Below are 20,029 nucleotides of genomic sequence, written 5' to 3' on the forward strand. Positions count from 1 at the left end.
TTTCATTGTCTGGTAGTTATGGCGAGAAGGTCACACCCGTTCCCATCCCGAACACGGTAGTTAAGCTTCTCTGCGCCGATGGTAGTTGGGGGCTTCCCCCTGTGAGAGTAGGTCGCTGCCGGGCAATTTGGAAGCACTTGGAATTATATTCCAAGTGCTTTTTGTTTGTAAACTTATTTGGGCGTGGAGCTTGCTAGAAGGGGCATTTTTCGTGTATAATTAAAGTCAATTATAGTCAAAGTCAATTTGGATGGCTGGGAAGGAGTATTCGGATGAGAAATATTTCTGATATTATTGAGGCCTACTTGAAGCAAGTTTTAGAATCGAATGAAGCTGTGGAGATCAAGCGGAGTGAAATTGCGAGTAAATTTGAATGTGTTCCTTCGCAAATTAATTATGTTATAAATACGCGTTTTACGATGGAACGTGGCTATATTGTTGAAAGCAAACGTGGCGGAGGCGGCTATATTCGGATTATTAAGGTTCGGATGAATGATAAGGTGCAGCTTTTGGATGCGATTATCGGGATGCTTCGAGATAAGAAGGTATCACAGGCTTTTTCGGAGGATGTCATTTTACGGCTGTTGGAAGAGGATGTTGTGACGAAAAAAGAAGCGCGTATGATGGTTGCTGCTCTTGATCGCGAGGTTTTAATTATTCCACTACCAGATCGGGATATTTTACGGAGTCGTATTTTGGAAGCGATGCTAGTGGCGTTAAAATACGATTGATTGGGGCGGATGTTGAATGCTATGTGAGAAGTGTGGCAAGAATGAGGCGGTTACGCGAATTCAGGAGTTGCATGCTGATGGGACGATGAGTGTGTATTACTTGTGTGAAGACTGTGCGATTGAAGGTGAAATGGGGCAGTTGGATACTATTAATGATCTTGCGTTAGAGTTTTTATCCCTACTGGAGGAAGTTGCTTCTAAGCATTGTGCGCATTGTGGTTTGGAGTATGCGGCTTTTCAGGAGTCGAAACGTCTTGGTTGTGCGGAATGCTATGAGAGTTTTGCGGAACAGTTGGCTCCGACTTTGAGACGGGTGCAAAATGGGCATGTACGGCATATTGGGAAGGTTCCGAAGATTTTTCAGGAGGAGATGGATACGGCGGTTGTGCTATCTGAACTTTCTGAGCAGCTCCAGAAGATGGTTGAGATGGAACGGTTTGAGGAGGCTGCTAGGCTGCGGGATCAGATTCGAGATTTGAAGTCGAGGAGGGAGAATTTGAATGGGGAAAGCGAATAAGATACTTTTGCCGGTTCTGAGTTCTTGGCTTGACTTGGATGGGGATGATTCGGATGTTGTGATGAGTTCGCGAATTCGAATTGCTCGCAATTTGGCGGAGGAGAAATTTCCTGCTGCGTTTGAAAGTGAGGCGCTTATATCACAGGTTGCTGGTGTTTTAGATGATGATTATGCGCTTTTTAAAATGGCGGACTTGTCGCTTTTGGAACGGGCGCTGCTTGTTGAAAAACATTTGATTAGTCCGTATTTGATGAACAAGAGTAAACTAGGCGCGGTTTTCATAAATGAAGCGGAAAATACAAGTGTGATGATAAATGAGGAGGACCATTTGCGAATTCAATGTATGGAACCGGGGCTTAGGCTTTTTGATGCTCTTGAACGGGCTATGCGTATTGAATCCGAAGTGGAGGACGTGGTGCCCTTTGCGTTTAATCCGGAACTTGGGTTTTTAACCAGTTGTGTGACAAATGTTGGTACTGGGCTGCGTGCTTCGGTTATGGTGCATTTGCCGGGACTTGTTTTGACGAAGCGATTTGGGAAAATGGCGGAAGCGATTAGAAGTGTTGGTTTTGTGGTAAGAGGAATATACGGGGAAGGTAGTGGCTCTCTCGGGCACATTTTTCAGATTTCGAATCAGGTAACACTTGGTAAAACGGAAGAAGAAATTGTGATGGATTTGACGCAGATGATGGAGCAGGTCATTATGCAGGAGCGTGTGAGCAGGACTCATTTGAAGCAGAAATTCCATATTACACTGGAAGACCGTATTTTTAGATCTTTTGGTTTGTTGAAAAATGCGCGTATGCTTACCATGCTGGAAAGTGCGAGTGCCATTTCTGATTTGCATTTAGGTATGGAGCTTGGTATTTTTGAGCATATTACTCGCCAAAAGATAAATGAATTGATACTATTTTCCCAACCAGCTTTCTTACGAAGGGCTGCAGGGCAAGATATGTTAGAGTTAGAAGAAAAAGTTATTCGTGCTTCTGTTATTCGTGACATTTTGCAAGACGTCTAACGGGAAGTGCCTTAAGGAGGAAAACGATATGATGTTTGGCCGGTTTACACAAAGAGCACAAAAAGTACTTGCTTTGTCACAAGAAGAAGCTATGCGTCTAAATCATAACAATTTAGGCACTGAGCATATTTTGCTTGGGCTTGTTCGTGAAGGTGAAGGTATTGCTGCGAAAGCGTTATATGAACTAGGCATTAGTGCTGAAAAGGTTCAACAAGAAGTAGAAGGTTTAATTGGTCAAGGTGAAAAAACAGTGACGACCATTCAATATACACCGCGTGCTAAAAAGGTTATCGAATTATCGATGGATGAAGCGCGCAAACTTGGACACACTTATGTAGGAACAGAACATATTTTACTTGGTTTAATTCGTGAAGGTGAGGGCGTTGCGGCGCGTGTACTTAGCAATTTAGGTGTGAGTTTGAATAAAGCGCGTCAGCAAGTCTTGCAACTTTTAGGCGGCGGGGATAGTGCGGCGTCTGGACGGCAGACGAATACACAGGCGACGCCGACACTTGATAGCTTGGCGCGTGATTTAACAGTGATTGCTCGGGAAGAGAACTTGGATCCGGTTATTGGTCGCGCGAAGGAAATTCAGCGTGTGATTGAAGTATTATCAAGACGGACAAAGAATAATCCCGTTTTAATTGGAGAGCCGGGGGTTGGTAAAACAGCGATTGCTGAGGGGTTGGCGCAGCAAATTGTGCGAAATGAAGTTCCGGAAACACTTCGCGGAAAGCGTGTGATGACGCTTGATATGGGGACTGTTGTTGCGGGTACAAAATATCGTGGTGAGTTTGAAGATCGTTTGAAAAAAGTGATGGATGAGATTCGTCAAGCTGGCAATGTGATTTTATTCATTGATGAGTTGCACACACTGATTGGTGCTGGTGGAGCGGAAGGCGCGATTGATGCTTCGAACATTTTGAAGCCGCCTCTTGCTCGTGGGGAGCTCCAATGTATTGGGGCGACGACACTTGATGAGTATCGTAAATATATTGAAAAGGATGCGGCACTTGAAAGACGTTTCCAACCGATTAAAGTGGATGAGCCGAGTGTTGAAGAATCGATTCAAATTTTACACGGCTTGCGGGACCGTTATGAGGCACACCACCGTGTTGCAATTACGGATGAGGCGCTTGATGCGGCTGTTCGCTTGTCGGATCGCTATATTTCCGACCGTTTCTTGCCAGATAAGGCGATTGACGTGATTGATGAAGCAGGTTCGAAAGTGCGTTTAAAAGCGTATACGACACCTTCTGATTTGAAAGAGATGGAGCTTGAACTTGCGGAGCTGAAGAAGGAGAAAGACGCCGCTGTCCAAGGTCAAGAGTTTGAAAAAGCGGCATCATTCCGCGACCGTGAGCATAAACTTCGGAAAGCTTTGGAAGAAGAAAAGCTTAGTTGGAAGGAAAAACAAGGCCGAGATAACAGTCAAGTAACAGAAGATGTGGTGGCGGAAGTTGTAGCGAGCTGGACTGGAATTCCGGTTATGAAACTAGCGGAAACGGAAACAGATAAGCTGCTAAACATGGAAAAATTACTGCACGAACGTGTGATTGGGCAAGACGAAGCGGTTAAAGCTGTGTCACTTGCGGTTAGACGTGCTCGTGCAGGGTTAAAAGATCCGAAACGCCCAATTGGGTCATTTATTTTCCTAGGTCCGACTGGGGTTGGGAAGACGGAATTAGCACGCGCGCTTGCTGAATCGATGTTTGGTGATGAGGATGCGATGATTCGCGTGGATATGTCGGAATACATGGAGAAATTCTCGACGGCACGATTAGTTGGGGCACCGCCTGGCTATGTCGGCTATGAGGAAGGCGGACAATTGACGGAAAAAGTTCGTCAAAAACCGTATTCTGTTGTTCTTTTAGATGAAATTGAAAAAGCGCATCCAGATGTGTTCAATATGTTATTGCAAGTTTTGGATGATGGTCGTTTAACCGATTCGAAAGGTAGAGTTGTTGATTTTCGTAATACGGTTATCATTATGACTTCCAATATTGGAGCGCAAGAAATGAAAGTGGATAAATCGATGGGCTTTAACGTTACTGATGTGACGAAGGACCATAAGGCGATGGAACATCGGGTCTTGCAGGAACTTAAAAAGGCGTTTCGCCCAGAGTTTATTAATCGGATTGATGAAACCATTGTCTTCCATTCGCTAACGGAAAAAGAATTGAAGCAAATTGTAACGCTGTTAACTGGGCAGCTTACAAGCCGGTTAGCGGAGCGTGACATCCACGTAAAACTGACAGACGGTGCGAAGTCTAAGATTGCGAAGGAAGGCTATGATCCGGAATACGGGGCGCGGCCGTTAAAACGTGCGATTCAAAAAAGTATCGAGGACCGCCTTTCAGAAGAGCTTTTGCGTGGTAATGTTCAGGTTGGGGATACAATTGAGATTGGCGTAAAAGATGGTGAGTTTGAGGTTCGTAAAAAGGATGCTAAAAAGAAGAAGGTAACAGCTAAAAAAGCAAAAGTAAAATAAGGCGTAAAGGCTTTTTTCGCGGGGAATCCGTGAGAAAAGCCTTTTTTTGAGGTGTCACAAACTTGAAAATACTTTTTTCACCAAAAAGAATATGCGTTCGTTTGTTCTGTGTTACAATGGATTAGGTGGAGGGTGAGAATTATGGCAAAAGCGAGAAGAACAACTAAATTTGTCTGTGGCTCTTGTGGTTACGAGTCGCCAAAATGGATGGGGAAATGCCCAAATTGCGGAGAATGGAACCAAATGGTGGAGGCGCTCGAACCATCGAAGAAAGCGACAAGACAGACGTTTACACATACGGGTGAGGCGTCTAAGGCGACTAAAATTACGGATGTTGTGAGTGAACTGGAGAAACGCGTGCAAACGAATATGCCAGAGCTAAATCGTGTGCTTGGCGGCGGTGTGGTCGTTGGCTCGATGGTTTTAGTTGGCGGGGACCCTGGAATTGGGAAATCAACGCTTCTTTTGCAAGTTTCGGCGGCACTAACTTTGGCTGGAAAACGCGTGCTTTATATTTCTGGTGAGGAATCAGTTAAGCAGACGAAGCTTCGTGCAGAACGGCTCCATGTTTCAGGCGACAATTTATATGTATACGCGGAAACGAACTTGGAAGCTATTCAAGAAACGATTAATTTTATTGAACCGGATTTTGTTATTATTGATTCCATTCAAACGGTGTATCATCCGGATGTTACGAGTGCGGCGGGTAGCGTGTCACAAGTAAGAGAATCAACGGCCGCATTAATGCGGGTTGCGAAATTGCAAAATATTACAGTGTTTATTGTGGGGCACGTTACGAAAGAAGGCGCAATAGCTGGGCCTAGACTTCTTGAACATATGGTAGATACGGTGCTTTATTTTGAAGGTGAACGTCATCACGCTTACCGAATCTTACGCGCGGTCAAAAACCGGTTTGGCTCTACGAATGAAATTGGGATTTTTGAGATGCGTGATGTGGGGCTTGTTGAGGTTCAGAATCCTTCTGAAGTGTTTTTGGAGGAGCGGCTTGAGAATGCTTCTGGCTCTACAGTTGTGGCTTCCATGGAGGGAACAAGGCCGGTTCTTGTGGAAATTCAAGCACTTGTGTCTCCAACGATGTTTGGGAACGCGAAACGAATGGCAACGGGGCTTGATTACAATAAAGTGTCACTTATTATGGCGGTTCTTGAAAAACGAGTTGGTTTGCTTTTGCAAAATCAAGATGCGTATTTAAAAGCGGCGGGTGGCGTTAAATTAGATGAGCCAGCTGTAGATTTAGCTATTGCGGTAAGTATCGCTTCAAGCTATCATGATCGTCCGACAAGCAGTACGGACTGCTTTATTGGGGAGCTTGGACTTACGGGTGAAGTGCGCCGTGTTGCACGAATTGAGGAACGTGTGAAGGAAGCGGCGAAGCTTGGATTTAAACGCATTTTTGTGCCTGCGAATAACCGTTTGGAAATTAAAATGCCGAGTGGTGTTTCAATTATTGCAGTTGAAACGATTGCAGAAGCGTTAAAGAAAGCCTTGCCGAAATCTTAAGCTTTCTTTTAAGGAGAAAATTTGCGGGTTGTCTGTTTCATGGTGTAAAATGAAAGGTGTATGAAGCAACGCACAAATATGAAATGAAGGGAGGAAAAAAGATGCTGAAATGGGTAATTAGAGCTTGTTTTGTTTTACTTGGTGGTACAGCGGGTGTTTTTATTTTGCCAGCCGTTTACGCGAAAATGGGTTTGGCAGACCACTTATGGCTTAATAATCCTTATGCCAATGCTTTTGTTGGTGCAATTATATTTTATCTTATTACTTTTTGGGCGGTGAAATATATAGAAGCCGCACTTAATTGGCTTGAGGAAAGATTAACAAAGATTTCGAGTGTGACCATTGTATACGGGGGACTAGGCCTGATTATTGGGCTGGTTATTGCATTTTTTGCAGGCAATGCGTTCAGTCAAACAAGGATTCCAATTATCAATTCGGTTGTGCCGATCGTTTTAACGCTTGTTTTGGGCTACCTTGGTTTTCGTGTGGGGATTAGTCGGCGGAATGAGCTAGGGACGCTGTTTTCTGGGAAAAATGTACGTAAGAAAGCGGCGGATTCGGCTGGTAGAGAAACTCAAAATAGCGACTCGATGGACTATAAAATTCTAGATACGAGTGTTATAATTGATGGGCGCATCGCGGATATTTTAATGACAGGATTTTTAAATGGCGTGATTGTGATACCGCTGTTTGTTTTGGCAGAACTGCAACATATTGCTGACTCATCAGATACGTTAAAACGGACTCGTGGTCGCCGTGGGCTGGATATTTTAAATCGTATTCAGAAGGAAGATAAGATTAAAGTTGAAATGTATGAAGGCGACTTTGAAGAAATTCCGGAAGTGGACAGTAAACTGGTTAAGCTGGCTAAAATAATGGGTGGCACGGTTGTAACGAATGATTACAATTTGAATAAGGTTTGCGAATTTCAGAATGTACCGGTGTTAAATATTAATGATTTGGCGAATGCGGTTAAACCGGTTGTTTTACCAGGCGAAAAAATGACAGTTCTTGTCGTGAAAGATGGCAAGGAGCATAATCAAGGCGTGGCGTATTTAGATGATGGCACGATGATTGTTGTGGAAGACGGGCGTAAATTTATGAATGAAACGATTGAAGTTGAGGTTACAAGTGTACTTCAGACGTCGGCAGGAAGAATGATTTTTGCAAAACCAAATTGATATTTGGATATTAGGCAGGAGTTAGTGTGAATGAACTATGAACTGATTTTTTTAGCGGCTGGGCAAGGAAAACGGATGAATGCCAAGCGAAATAAAATGTGGCTAGAGTTATTTGATGAGCCGATTTTTGTGCATGCTTTAAAGCCGTTTTTGGCTGATAGCCGCTGTAGTCATATTGTAATTGTTTGTCAGGCGGAGGAAACGGGCTTGGTGAGCGCGGCGCTTGGAAATCTTGAGTTAGCTGATACGTTTGTTGAAGTTGTGGCTGGGGGAACTGAACGGCAGTATAGTGTCAGGAATGGGTTAGCCAAATGTGACGCGGAGCAAATTGTTCTTGTCCATGATGGTGCTAGACCTTTTGTGACGCTTGATATTGTGGACCGGTTGCTTGATGCAGTTTCTGAAAAAGATGCTAGCATTTGTGCGGTGAAGGTGAAAGATACGGTGAAACGTGTTTCGCTTGGCCTAGTTCGAGAGACGGTTGATCGGGAAAATCTTTGGCAAATTCAGACGCCGCAAGCTTTTAAGTCATCGCTTTTAAAAGAGGCGCACGAGAAGGCGTTCGCGGAAGGCTTTCTTGGAACAGATGAAGCGAGTCTTGTTGAGCGTCTTTCTGCCCCGATAAGTGTTGTGGAAGGTAGTTATTACAACATTAAGTTGACAACGCCTGAGGATATGCCGCTTGCGAAGGCGATTTTTGGTGAGATGGGAGGGAATGTTAGATGATTCGAATTGGTCAGGGCTATGATGTGCATCAGCTTGTGGCGGGTAGAAAGCTGATTATTGGTGGGATTGAGATTCCATATGAGAAGGGCTTACTTGGACATAGTGATGCGGATGTGTTGCTTCATACGGTGACGGATGCAATTATTGGTGCTGTGGCTAGGCGTGATATTGGGCATTTCTTCCCGGATACGGATATGGCTTATAAGGATGCGGATTCGGCTGAGCTTTTGCTTAAAGTGTGGCAAGAGGTTAAGGCGGAAGGATACAAGTTATCCAATTTAGATTGTACGATTATTGCTGAGAAGCCAAAAATGGCGCCTTACGTGGATGCTATGAAAATGCGGATTGCGGAGCTTTTAGATGCTTCGCCGTCAGAAGTGAATGTGAAAGCGACGACGACGGAAAAATTAGGTTTTACGGGTCGTGGCGAAGGAATAGCGAGTTTAGCGGTTGTACTGCTTGAAAAGTAAAAGGAGTGAATAGTTTTGGTTGAAAATAAGAAGGTTCGTGTACGGTATGCGCCAAGTCCAACTGGTTTTTTGCATATTGGGAATGCGCGTACGGCACTTTTTAATTATTTATTTGCAAGACATAATGATGGGGACTTTGTGATTCGTATTGAGGATACGGATTTAAAGCGTAACGTCTGGGACGGCGAGGAAAGCCAACTTAGAAATTTGAAATGGCTTGGGATTGACTGGGATGAAGGCATTGATAAGCCAGGTAAGTACGGACCGTATCGCCAGTCGGAACGTAAAGCGATTTATGATCCACTTTTGGAACAGCTTTTAGAAGAAGGTAAGGCGTATAAGTGTTACTGTACGGAGGAAGAACTCGAGGCGGAACGCGAGGCGCAAAAAGCACGTGGTGAAATGCCACGTTACGGCGGGAAATGTCGCCATCTAACTGATGCTGAACGTGCTGAAAAAGAAGCAGCAGGGCTAAAACCGAGCATTCGTTTTGCTGTGCCAGAAAATGAGACGATTACATTTAATGATATGGTAAAAGATGATGTTTCTTTTGATACGAATGGCATTGGCGACTTTGTTATTGGGAAAAAAGATGGTATGCCAACGTATAATTTTGCGGTGGCTGTGGATGACCACTTGATGGAAATGACGCATGTTCTTCGCGGTGATGACCATATTTCCAATACGCCGAAACAAATTATGATTTATGATGCGTTTGGTTGGGAAGCACCAATTTTTGGTCATATGACGCTGATTGTTAATGAAAGTAGACGCAAACTCAGCAAGCGTGATGGTTCAATCATTCAGTTCATTGAGCAGTATCGCGACTTAGGATATCTTCCAGAAGCGCTATTTAACTTTATTGCGATGCTTGGATGGTCGCCAGAGGGTGAGGAAGAAATTTTCTCGAAGGAAGAATTTATTAAAATTTTCGACCCGAATCGGCTTTCGAAATCGCCGGCACTCTTTGATACAAACAAATTGACGTGGGTGAACAACCAATACGTGAAGAAGCTACCGCTAAACGATGTGGTCGAACTTTCTTTACCACACTTGCAAAAAGCGGGCGTGGTGCCTGAGCAATTGGATGCGGAAGAACTAGAATGGGTACACAAATTGGTGTCGCTATATCATGAACAAATGAGTTATGGCGCGGAAATCGTGGGCTTGACGGAAATGTTCTTTGCGGATGCTGGCCAATTGAATTTCGACGAGGAAGAACAGGCGGTGCTAGCTGAGGATACGGTGCCGGTTGTCATTCGTGCCTTCGCAAATGAGGTGGCAAGTTTGGATCCGTTCGTGGCGGATGAAGTCAAAGCGGCCATCAAACGCGTGCAAAAGGAAACTGGTGTGAAAGGAAAAGGCCTCTTCATGCCGATTCGTATTGTCGCAACTGGTGAGATGCACGGCCCTGAATTGCCGCTTGCGATTGAAGTTTTGGGCAAGGAAAAGGTTTTAAGTCGTCTAAATGGCTGGCTGAAAAAATAAACTGAAAGGACGTTGTGAGGCAGAAGCGCCTCCGCGTTCTTTTTGCTTTATTCCCAAATAATAATGGTTGCGATTCTCGTTTTTGTTGTTATAATAGAAGTACTATAGTTGTCCGAAAACGGTGATGGGAAGAAGTACGGAGTTGCGCGCTTACAGAGAGAGCCATGTTGCTGCGATTGGCTTAGCTCAACAACTCCTGAAATGCATCCCTGAGTTCTAGTGGGAAATGCGAAGAGTATCACTAGACGTCAACAGGTCGTTACCCCTGTATACAAGGTGGGGCTTGATATTTCAAGCCCAATCAGAGTGGAACCGCGCAAGACGTCTCTGTATGGGGGTGTCTTTTTGTTTGGGCTCTTACGGGCTAAGCCCGTTAGAGCCCAAATATAAGAACGAGCAAAGCGAGTTGTTAATCCAAGGTTTTAACCTTACGGGCTAAGCCCGTTAGAGCCCAAATATAAGAACGAGCAAAGCGAGTTGTTAATCCAAGGTTTTAACCTTACGGGCTAAGCCCGTTAGAGCCCAAATATAAGAACGAGCAAAGCGAGTTGTTAATCCAAGGTTTTAACCTTACGGGCTAAGCCCGTTAGAGCCCAAATATAAGAACGAGCAAAGCGAGTTGTTAATCCAAGGTTTTAACCTTACGGGCTAAGCCCGTTAGAGCCCAAATATAAGAACGAGCAAAGCGAGTTGTTAATCCATGCAGTGAAACTAAAAGGGCTAAGCCCGCATGAAGACTACACGTGCATGAGCGAAAGCGAGTTCAGACCCATAAACGCCCCCAAAAAAATCCCAACCCAATGGAGGAACTGAAAATGGCAAGGAAATTTATAGAGGATTTAGATACTGTCATCAAAAATGACCCGGCGACGCGCAAACGAATCGATGCTTTTTTCACAAATGCAGGGGTCCACGCTATCTGGATTTACCGTGTGGCACATTTTTTCTATCAACATAATATGATTGTGTTGTCGAAGATGCTATCACAATTTGCGCGGTTTATGACAAATATTGAAATTCACCCTGGGGCTGTGATTGGCAGACGCTTGTTTATTGACCACGGGGCGGGGGTTGTCATTGGGGAGACGGCTGAACTTGGAACGGACGTGATTTTGTTTCATGGTGTTACACTTGGCGGGACGGGAAAAGATACAGGGAAGCGGCATCCGACGGTTCGAAACGGGGTGCTGATTTCAGCGGGCGTTAAAATACTTGGGCCTGTTGAAGTTGGTACGGAAGCAAAAATAGGGGCTGGAGCTGTTGTTTTAAAGGATGTTCCACCGTGTGCGACAGTAGTCGGAATTCCTGCAAAAGTGGTGCGGCTAAACGGGCGCACAGTGGCGCATACAGAGCCAAACTTGGAAAGCCTTTTTGAAAGAATCGAACAGTTAGAAGAAAAAATAGCGAAATTTGAACGAGGAGCTGGTGAATAAGATGTCTTTGCAAATTTATAATACGTTGACGCGTGAAAAGGAGATTTTCAAACCGATAAATGATGGGAAAGTAAAAATGTATGTCTGCGGACCGACTGTGTACAACTATATCCACATTGGGAATGCGCGGCCGATTATTGTGTTTGACACGGTGCGCCGGTATTTCACGCATCGCGGGTATGATGTGCAGTTTGTATCGAATTTCACGGATGTGGATGATAAGTTGATTCGCGCGGCGGAGGAGCTCAAGCTTACGGTTCCGGAAGTGGCGGATAAATTTATTGGCGCGTATTTTGATGATGTCGACCAGCTAAACGTGGCGAAAGCGACGGTGAATCCTCGTGTGACGGAAAATATGGATGAAATTATTGATTTTATTTCGGCACTCATTGAAAAGGGCTTTGCGTATAAGTCTGGCGGGGACGTGTATTACCGCACGAAAAAATTTGATGGCTACGGGAAATTATCGCATCAGCCGCTGACGGAGCTTCAGATGGGCGCGCGAATTGAGGCGAATGAATTGAAAGAAGACCAGCTTGATTTTGTTCTTTGGAAAAGTGCGAAACCAGGCGAGATTTTTTGGGAGAGTCCGTTTGGCAAGGGGCGTCCGGGCTGGCATATTGAGTGCTCGACGCTTGCACGCAAATATTTAGGCGACACGATTGATATCCACGCAGGCGGTCAAGATTTGATTTTCCCACATCACGAGGATGAAATTGCGCAATCGGAAGCGTTAACGGGCAAAACTTTTGCGAATTACTGGATGCATAACGGCTTTTTAAACATTGATGGGGAAAAAATGTCGAAGTCGCTTGGGAATTTTATTACGCTACATGACGTTTTAGAGGACCATGACCCGAATGTGATTCGGTTTTTCATGCTTTCTGTTCATTACCGCAGACCGATTTCGCTTAGCGATGCGACACTAAATGATGCGGAAAATGGGCTCGAACGCCTGCGGACGACGTATCACAATTTGGACTACCGGATTCAGTCGGTGGAGGAAGATTTTAGCGACGCGGAGCACAAAGAAGAATGGCTTGAGCAACTTACGGAGCTAAAAATGCAATTTGAAGATGAAATGGACGATGATTTCAATACGGCGAATGCGATTACAGCTTTTCATGAGCTTGCTAAACGCGCGAATATTTATTTGACACGTGACCACGTTTCGGTGACTGTTTTACGTGAGTTTTATAGCATGATGCGTTTGTTTGCAGAAGTTTTAGGGGTTCGCCTTGCGGGAACTTCGGCAGCCACGCTTGATGACGCTGAAATTGATGCCCTCATTGAGGAACGCTTACAAGCACGAAATGAGCGAAACTTCGCGCGCGCCGATGAAATTCGTGATTTGCTCAAAGAAAAAGAGATTATTTTGGAAGACACAGCACACGGTACGCGCTGGAAACGAGGGTAAGAAATGGCGAAGGTGAAAGACTACAAACAGCTGAACGGCCTTGCGCTCGCGTACATGGGCGATGCGGTTTACGAGCAACATATTCGGCTCTACTTATTAAAACTAGGGAAAACAAAACCCAATCAGTTGCAAAAAAAAGCGACGGAATTTGTTTCGGCGAAAGGGCAGGCAAAAGTTTTAAACACGCTCTTAGAACGCGGCTTTTTAACGGAAGAAGAAACGGCTGTTTATAAACGCGGTCGCAATGCGAAATCCTACTCGCTACCTAAAAACACAGATGCGGCGACATACAATTTATCGAGCGCATTTGAGGCGGTCATTGGTTATTTGTATTTGGGTGAGGAAGAAAATCGGCTTATGGAATGGCTAGATGCGGCAGTTCAGATTATCGAGGAGGGGAACTAATATGGAACAAAATGAAGAATGGATTGGCGGTAGAAACCCTGTACTCGAAGTGCTCCGTTCAGGTCGCGACATTCATAAAATTATTATTTCAGAAGGCTCGCAAAAAGGAGTCATGAAACAAATTATTGGCCTTGCCAAAGAGCGACACGTGGAAGTGCGTTTTGTCCCAAAAGCAAAGGTTGATAAAGTAGTACCAGGGTCAAATCAAGGTGTGGCGGCGCAAATTGCGGCGTATCGCTACTTTGAGTTAGAAGATTTATTTCGCGCAGCGGAACAAAAAGATGAGTTGCCATTTTTCATTATTCTTGATGAACTGGAAGATCCACATAACTTGGGCTCGATTATGCGTACAGCTGATTCTGTAGGGGCGCACGGGATTATTATTCCGAAACGCCGTTCAGTAAGCTTGACGCAAACAGTGGCGAAGGCTTCAACAGGTGCGATTGAATATGTTCCCGTTGTGCGCGTGACGAACATTACGAAAACGATGGAAGACTTGCAAAAAAGAGGTTTATGGATTTTTGGTACGGATGCGTCTGGCAGCAGTGACTACCGCACGATGGATGCGGATTTGCCGCTCGCGCTTGTGATAGGCAGTGAAGGCCGCGGAATGAGTCGCCTTGTGCGCGAAAAATGTGACTTCCTGATTCACTTGCCAATGGTCGGAAAAGTAACGTCTTTAAATGCATCGGTCGCAGCTAGTATTTTGCTCTATGAAGTTTATAGGAAGAGAAATCCACTGGAATGAACCGCGTTTTGCTGGTTGATGGCTATAATGTAATCGGTGCATGGCCTGAACTTGCTCGTCTAAAAGATTATGACCTCGAAGCAGCCAGAAATACTCTTATCGCCTGGATGGCAGAATACAAAAGTTATACAGGCTACCGCGTAGTAATCGTATTTGATGCACAATATGTGCGCAAAGTGGAGCGGAAAATGACACGAAATAAAGTAGAAATTGTTTTTACAAAAGAAGATGAGACTGCGGACGAATATATTGAACGAAAAGCAATTGAATGGAAAAACGCTAAAACGCAAATTATGGTCGCAACAAGTGATTATACGGAGCAGTGGGCGATTTTTGGGCAAGGCGCGTTACGAATTTCCTCACGCGAATTGCTTTTTGAAATTCAAGAAATGAGCCGTACAATTGACCGGAAAATGAAACGGATTCGTGCCGAAATGCCAAAATCAAAGCTGGATTTAGATTCTGAAACAATAAAACGCTTAGAAATGTGGCGCAGAGGCGAAAAATAAAGGTTGACGATGCGGGAGTGAACTCTGTATAATAAAGCAAAATCTTTAGCAAAGGAGCCAAATCGAATTGACGAAAGAACAAAATCAGGAAATGGATTTGCTGACACTTGCTAGAGGAGGAAACACGGAAGCGCTTGAATATTTCTTTGATAAGTATCAAAGCGTGGTTTACTGGAAAGCGACCCAATATTTTTTGCAGGGTGCCGACCGTGAAGATTTAATTCAAGAAGGCATGATTGGGCTTTTTAAAGCTATTCGGGATTACAATCCGGAGAAAGCGGCTTCGTTTAAATCATTTGCAGAAATTTGTATTAATAGGCAGCTTTTATCGGCGGTCAAGCGCGGGGCACGAAAGAAAAATAATCCGCTTAATCAATCGATTTCTCTTGACACACCAATGAGCTCGGACGATGAGCTAGACTGGACGCTCATCGATGTCATCTCGGAAAAGCAAGCGGAAACCCCGGAAGATTTTTTAATCAAAAATGAAGATTTTACAAATGTTGCAAAGAAGCTCGAGGCGCTCACGAGTGAATTCGAGCGAAATGTTTTGAAGCAGTATTTAGAGGGAAAAAGTTATCATGAAATGGCGGTAGCTTTTAAGGTGAAGGAGAAAGCAATCGATAATGCTTTGCAGCGCATCAAACGAAAGATGACGAAAGACTTATGAACGGCTTTATGGCAGTTTTGTCACAAAAATTCGTTTGACTTGAACTTTATGAGATGATATATTTATAGAGATGCAAAGTCTTCTAATAAGACTACGCAAATGAGAGTAGCGGAGTTGACGGAAGCATATGAAGAAAAAAACATCACTTGCTTGTAGCGAGTGCGGTTCAAGAAATTATTCAATTAGTGCCAGTGGTTCGCATAAACAAGTTCGTTTAGAGGTTAAGAAATTTTGCCGGCACTGTAATAAACACACTTTACATCGAGAAACAAAATAGTTTTAATTGGAGGTTTAAACATGTCTGCGATTTCAAGATTTTTTAAAAACGTGACGTCTGAAATGCGAAAAGTGACTTGGCCAACTAGAAAAGAATTGACAAGTTACACGGTAACAGTTGTCATTACGGTTATTTTATTTGCTGTATTCTTTATGCTGTTAGACTTTGGAATTGAACAGCTTATTCAACTTATTCTGTAATGCTGGGCAATTTTAAAAATTAATGGTATAATACTACTTGTGATGAAACCCGAGTGAATCCGGGTTTTTTGTTTTGGCTGAATCGAAAACAAAGGAGGATGGTGACAAAAGGTGTCGCCAACTAACAAATGGAAAAAAATTGGTATGTCGTCCACACTTACTCGGGCTATGAAAATAAAGTAAAAGCTAACTTGGAAAAACGTGTTGAATCAATGGGCATGTCGGATAAAATCTTCCGCGTTATTGTCCCAGAAGAAGATGAAACAGAAGTGAAAAATGGTAAAACAAAAACGATTAAACGTAAAGTATTCCCAGGTTATGTGCTTGTTGAAATCGTGATGACAGATGACTCTTGGTACGTTGTTCGTAATACACCGGGCGTTACGGGATTCGTTGGTTCCGCTGGTTCAGGCTCAAAACCAACAGCCCTTTTACCTGAAGAAGCTGATCGCATTCTGAAGAGCATGGGCATGATGGATAAACTGCTTGATGCTGACTTTGAAATTGGTGAAACGGTTATGGTTAAAGAAGGTCCGTTTGCTGATTACTCTGGTAAAGTCGACGAAATGGATATGGATAAAGGTAAAGCAAAAGTTATGGTCAACATGTTCGGTCGGGAAACTCCGGTTGAAGTTGATTTCAATCAGATTGAGAAAATTTAATTGGAAGGCGCAGTTCCGTTTTGGAGCTGTGTTTTTTTTGGTGGAAAATAGTAGACAGAATTACTAGATAAATATAAAATTGTAATGGATACAAAAATATATAGAGAGGAAGAACTTATATGGGAGATAGAGAAGATAAAGCATTGAGAAATATTAGAGATAATTACCGAAGAATTGAGCAGTCAATTGTAGAACAGTTATACATGGAAAACAATATTCATGGAACAACGGTTGGAACGATGCGGGAAGAGGTTTGGAAGTCGTTTTTTGAAAGCATTATTCCTAAAAAATTCGCAATAGAGCGGTCTGTTTTTATTATTGATTCCAATGGTACAATTTCAAATGAAGTTGATTTAGCAATATTTGATGAGATGTATACGCCATATATATTCAAGTATAGAAATATGAAATTTATACCAATTGAAGCAGTAGCTGTTGTTGTAGAGTGTAAGAGTAAAAATGCAAACGATGAAAAGTTGAATCGATGGGCAGAATCTATAAAAGATTTGGAGACATCACAAACATCTTGGGCAAGAATGGCAATTCAAATAGCAGAAGGAAATTCACCAACGCAAGAAAAAACACGACCAATTCGAATTTTATGTTGCATGCACTCTCGTGATAATAAGAATTTTGACTTTATTATACAAGCGTTGCGATTAAAAAATAATGATTTGAAGTTACTCATTAAATGTAATTATAGAGACAATAACTTGTTGAAGTGGATAGATTCTTTGAATGGGCTAAAAGGAACTGGAAAACAACAAAGTGTCTTGGAAAAAGAGTTGAACAGTAAAGAAGAGAAAGTGAAGAGATTGTTTGAAACTACATTGGCCCAATACGAAGTTCCTGGTACCTCAATTCTCACTTTCAATTTCCAATTAAATCAACTGCTAATGTTAATCAATAACCCAATGCTTTTCCCGCATCAAGCGTACGCAAAAATGTTTAGAGAGTTGGAGGAATAATCATGTCAGTAACAGAAAAAGTGGTAGCGGTTTCAATTGATAAAATACAAACTTTTTTATATCGTTCCATTAAGAGTCAAACAAATGAAGCGCAAAGCGAGAAAAATACGCTAAGACAAGTAATCAATGCTTCACGACTCATTTCAGAAGATTTTCATGGTGGAGTTGATGCAAAATTTAAAAGAAATGAAAAGGAAGAGGGGAATCTATTAAAGTGTTCAGGAGTGTATATTTTTACAGTCCGGGCTTCTGACGAGGAGATAAGTTCTAAGCTACAAGAAATATTTAAAGATAATTACATAAAAACTGGTGGTGATATATTAACTAGAGGTATTTATTTTGAAAAAGCAAGTGATGAAAAATTAACTTTGATTCAAAAAGCTAAAAAAGAGTTGAAACAAAATCGGGCACTGTCAGAAATGATTGAGGCTAATCAAGATCTTCTTTTCGCACCTCGAAACCCGCGAGTTCCCCCCCGTAAGTCTGATGTGGAATTGGGGGATTACGTTGTCCGTGAATTAGATGAACTGGCTGATGTTCAGGAAGATAACCCGCATTTTCGTCTAGCGATAATTAAAGCTGATTTAGATGGGATTGGAAAAAAATTCGAAGGCATGGAGGGCTTTAGTGATTACGCTAATTTAAGTAAAATATTAAATAAACGTGTTCACTTTAATGCGTTTAAAGAGATTGTTAAAGATAAAAAGGTGAAAACATTTCCATTGTATATTGCGGGGGATGATATTTTCTTTGCGATAAATGCAAAGGATACACTGAAAGGAATTTCCATATGCGAGGAAATGCTTACGCACATCAATAATGATATAGCTGAAGAGAAAAAGCCTCTTACAATGTCTGTTAGTGTTGAGTTTGTCTTCAACCGTGAACCACTTCGTTTTTATTATACGGAAGTCGAAGAAAAGTTAAAAAAAGCAAAAAGTGTGACAATATCTGAGAAAATAGAAAAATGTGTACCGTTGAAAATTATTATTGGGAATGAAGTTTTTTTGAAAGTAGATCAAGATAAAAAGAAGAGGAGTTTCAAAAATCCGAAAGAAAGAAGTGAATTTAATCGTATATTTAAAGAAAAGGAGTATAGTAACTGGGATTATTTTATTTATGATATAAAACTAATTAAACATTTACAAGATAGTGATAGGGTTATTGGTACAACATCTTTCTTTTATAATTTATTGGAGCTGGCTAAATCAGATGATAATGATTTAAGTTATATGAATAATATTTTATATAATTTGCTACCACAATACACAGATCACTATGATAAAAACAAAAGAAACAATGAAATGATTCTCCTCGAAAGATTGATGTCCAAATTTTTAGTGGAAAAAGAAAAGAAATGGAAAATTGACGTCACCGAGACAACTAAGCGGAAATTCATTAATTATTTACAAACAATAGTTCTTTTCTCTGATGAAAGGTTTCCTTTTTCTTTAAAGGAATTTAAGCCAGCAAACGTAGACGCTAAAAGAACTAGTAATAATTTCTATAATAAGATTCGTCATTATTTATATGATTCGATGGATAGGTCAGTTCGGCGTGTATTTATAGAAAAAGATAACCATCAATATGGCGAAAAAAAAGTAGAAATTTATCGCAAATTGAGAATGTCAACATCACTATTTTATCGATTGAAAAAAGTTATGAGTGCGGGTAATTGGGTAGGAAATGCAACAGAACTAATTCAAAAAGCCCAAATACAAACTGAGCAAACAGAGAGTGATGAGTCTGATAAAATTCTACCTTTAACGTTTTGCACGAAATGCTTTGAGAAAGCAAGTAATCAAGTAACTGTCGAGTTAGTTGATAGAATTATGATTTTTTATTTATATGACGAACTTTCAATTCGTCATAAAGTACAGCAGAAGGAGGGGAAATGAGTGGGTCAGTCTAGTTTAAACTATTCAATAAAAACAGAATCCAATTTATTAATCGGTGGGACGCCTAGAAGTTTTGAAATTGGTGGCATTGATCAATATACTGTTACTAATTTTGAAGGAGAGCCAATCATTCCGGCATCGACAATAAAAGGCTGCTTCCGCGCAATTGTAAAGGAAGAAAACATGGAGAATGTGATAATTACAAATGCATATCGTCGTTTTTTTGAAAGTCAAAAAGAAGAATTTAATGAATATGTAAAAAGTAATGGTTTTGATGATAAGGAACAAAAAAGGTTATTACAACGCTTTGATGATGCAACTGAAGAAAAATTACCACTCCATTGTTTTGGCAGCGAAGGATTTAACGCTATGCCGAAATTGATTTTTCGAGATTGTCATATTGTAGAAAAAAGAGAGAATAAAGATTATTTTTCAATTGACTCCAAGAATACGATTGATACAAAGGATGATAAAATTCATGCGATACCGCGGAAGTATCAGACAGTCAGACCTAACATTGAATTTAGGGGGACGATTGATTTTTATCAAGTTGAAAAGCTTGGTATTGAGGATAAAGTTTGGCAAGAATATATTGAGAGTTTGTTTTTGAAATTGAATTCTGGTATTTATCGAATTGGAAATTCTAAAAGTCGAGGGTATGGCAAAGTGCACTTGCAGGTAATCAAATAGGGGGATGGC

The 20,029-nt window shown here is 42.0% G+C and carries 21 protein-coding genes, 1 rRNA gene and 1 other annotated feature; all 22 genes read left to right on the plus strand.

Features of this window, described 5'->3' with window-relative positions:
* The first annotated feature begins 8 nt into the window (after window positions 1-8).
* The 22 genes from rrf to CFS60_RS13405 all read left to right on the plus strand — a co-directional run bounded on the left by rrf (window position 9) and on the right by CFS60_RS13405 (window position 20,020).
* A 5S ribosomal RNA gene (gene rrf / locus CFS60_RS13300) occupies window positions 9-124 on the plus strand.
* A 148-nt stretch (window positions 125-272) separates the two neighbouring features.
* On the plus strand, window positions 273-731 hold the full coding sequence (locus CFS60_RS13305; RefSeq protein ID WP_088811022.1) for a CtsR family transcriptional regulator: 459 nt from the start codon (window positions 273-275) through the stop codon (window positions 729-731).
* 16 nt (window positions 732-747) lie between these two features.
* Complete coding sequence (locus tag CFS60_RS13310; RefSeq protein WP_088839366.1) at window positions 748-1,248, plus strand: UvrB/UvrC motif-containing protein; 501 nt, start codon at window positions 748-750, stop codon at window positions 1,246-1,248.
* Complete coding sequence (locus CFS60_RS13315; protein WP_088811020.1) at window positions 1,232-2,266, plus strand: protein arginine kinase; 1,035 nt, start codon at window positions 1,232-1,234, stop codon at window positions 2,264-2,266. The genes CFS60_RS13310 and CFS60_RS13315 overlap by 17 nt, the downstream gene beginning before the upstream one ends.
* Window positions 2,267-2,294: 28 nt before the next feature.
* Window positions 2,295-4,757: an ATP-dependent Clp protease ATP-binding subunit gene (locus CFS60_RS13320; RefSeq protein WP_088825934.1), complete on the plus strand. Its 2,463-nt coding sequence runs from the start codon at window positions 2,295-2,297 to the stop codon at window positions 4,755-4,757.
* Between the two features lie 141 nt (window positions 4,758-4,898).
* Window positions 4,899-6,278 carry a DNA repair protein RadA gene (gene radA / locus CFS60_RS13325; protein ID WP_088839367.1) on the plus strand — a complete coding sequence of 460 codons (1,380 nt, stop codon included), beginning with the start codon at window positions 4,899-4,901 and terminating at the stop codon, window positions 6,276-6,278.
* Window positions 6,279-6,379: 101 nt separating this feature from the next.
* Window positions 6,380-7,459, plus strand: a complete 1,080-nt coding sequence (locus CFS60_RS13330; RefSeq protein ID WP_088811017.1) for a PIN/TRAM domain-containing protein — start codon at window positions 6,380-6,382, stop codon at window positions 7,457-7,459.
* A 30-nt stretch (window positions 7,460-7,489) separates the two neighbouring features.
* Window positions 7,490-8,185: a 2-C-methyl-D-erythritol 4-phosphate cytidylyltransferase gene (gene ispD / locus CFS60_RS13335; protein WP_088811016.1), complete on the plus strand. Its 696-nt coding sequence runs from the start codon at window positions 7,490-7,492 to the stop codon at window positions 8,183-8,185.
* Window positions 8,182-8,655 carry a 2-C-methyl-D-erythritol 2,4-cyclodiphosphate synthase gene (ispF, locus tag CFS60_RS13340; RefSeq protein ID WP_088816279.1) on the plus strand — a complete coding sequence of 158 codons (474 nt, stop codon included), beginning with the start codon at window positions 8,182-8,184 and terminating at the stop codon, window positions 8,653-8,655. Before ispD ends, ispF begins: the two co-directional genes overlap by 4 nt.
* Window positions 8,656-8,670: 15 nt before the next feature.
* Window positions 8,671-10,143 carry a glutamate--tRNA ligase gene (gene gltX, locus CFS60_RS13345; protein WP_088811014.1) on the plus strand — a complete coding sequence of 491 codons (1,473 nt, stop codon included), beginning with the start codon at window positions 8,671-8,673 and terminating at the stop codon, window positions 10,141-10,143.
* 112 nt (window positions 10,144-10,255) lie between these two features.
* Window positions 10,256-10,475: a binding site (T-box leader), on the plus strand.
* A gap of 483 nt (window positions 10,476-10,958) precedes the next feature.
* A complete protein-coding gene (gene epsC / locus CFS60_RS13350) occupies window positions 10,959-11,576 on the plus strand; it encodes a serine O-acetyltransferase EpsC (RefSeq protein WP_088811013.1) in 618 nt (205 codons plus the stop codon).
* A 1-nt stretch (window position 11,577) separates the two neighbouring features.
* On the plus strand, window positions 11,578-12,993 hold the full coding sequence (gene cysS / locus CFS60_RS13355; RefSeq protein WP_088839368.1) for a cysteine--tRNA ligase: 1,416 nt from the start codon (window positions 11,578-11,580) through the stop codon (window positions 12,991-12,993).
* A 3-nt stretch (window positions 12,994-12,996) separates the two neighbouring features.
* A complete protein-coding gene (locus CFS60_RS13360) occupies window positions 12,997-13,398 on the plus strand; it encodes a Mini-ribonuclease 3 (RefSeq protein ID WP_088839369.1) in 402 nt (133 codons plus the stop codon).
* 1 nt (window position 13,399) lies between these two features.
* Complete coding sequence (gene rlmB / locus CFS60_RS13365; protein WP_088811010.1) at window positions 13,400-14,146, plus strand: 23S rRNA (guanosine(2251)-2'-O)-methyltransferase RlmB; 747 nt, start codon at window positions 13,400-13,402, stop codon at window positions 14,144-14,146.
* Window positions 14,143-14,655 carry an NYN domain-containing protein gene (locus CFS60_RS13370; protein ID WP_088811009.1) on the plus strand — a complete coding sequence of 171 codons (513 nt, stop codon included), beginning with the start codon at window positions 14,143-14,145 and terminating at the stop codon, window positions 14,653-14,655. The genes rlmB and CFS60_RS13370 overlap by 4 nt, the downstream gene beginning before the upstream one ends.
* Window positions 14,656-14,746: 91 nt before the next feature.
* Window positions 14,747-15,325 carry an RNA polymerase factor sigma-70 gene (locus tag CFS60_RS13375; RefSeq protein ID WP_088811024.1) on the plus strand — a complete coding sequence of 193 codons (579 nt, stop codon included), beginning with the start codon at window positions 14,747-14,749 and terminating at the stop codon, window positions 15,323-15,325.
* A gap of 127 nt (window positions 15,326-15,452) precedes the next feature.
* Window positions 15,453-15,602 (plus strand): 50S ribosomal protein L33, encoded by a 150-nt coding sequence (gene rpmG / locus CFS60_RS13380; protein ID WP_007471971.1) that lies wholly within the window; start codon window positions 15,453-15,455, stop codon window positions 15,600-15,602.
* Window positions 15,603-15,622: 20 nt separating this feature from the next.
* Entirely contained in the window at window positions 15,623-15,802 is a 180-nt protein-coding gene (gene secE / locus CFS60_RS13385) for a preprotein translocase subunit SecE (protein WP_088811008.1), read from the plus strand.
* 128 nt (window positions 15,803-15,930) lie between these two features.
* A complete protein-coding gene (nusG, locus tag CFS60_RS13390; protein WP_088811007.1) occupies window positions 15,931-16,464 on the plus strand; it encodes a transcription termination/antitermination protein NusG in 534 nt (177 codons plus the stop codon).
* A 119-nt stretch (window positions 16,465-16,583) separates the two neighbouring features.
* Entirely contained in the window at window positions 16,584-17,432 is an 849-nt protein-coding gene (locus CFS60_RS13395; RefSeq protein WP_088839370.1) for a DUF6602 domain-containing protein, read from the plus strand.
* Between the two features lie 2 nt (window positions 17,433-17,434).
* Window positions 17,435-19,330 (plus strand): hypothetical protein, encoded by a 1,896-nt coding sequence (locus tag CFS60_RS13400; protein WP_088839371.1) that lies wholly within the window; start codon window positions 17,435-17,437, stop codon window positions 19,328-19,330.
* On the plus strand, window positions 19,331-20,020 hold the full coding sequence (locus CFS60_RS13405; protein WP_088825939.1) for an RAMP superfamily CRISPR-associated protein: 690 nt from the start codon (window positions 19,331-19,333) through the stop codon (window positions 20,018-20,020).
* The last annotated feature ends 9 nt before the right edge of the window (window positions 20,021-20,029 follow it).

Source organism: Listeria sp. ILCC792 (assembly GCF_900186135.1).
GTDB lineage: Bacteria > Bacillota > Bacilli > Lactobacillales > Listeriaceae > Listeria > Listeria goaensis.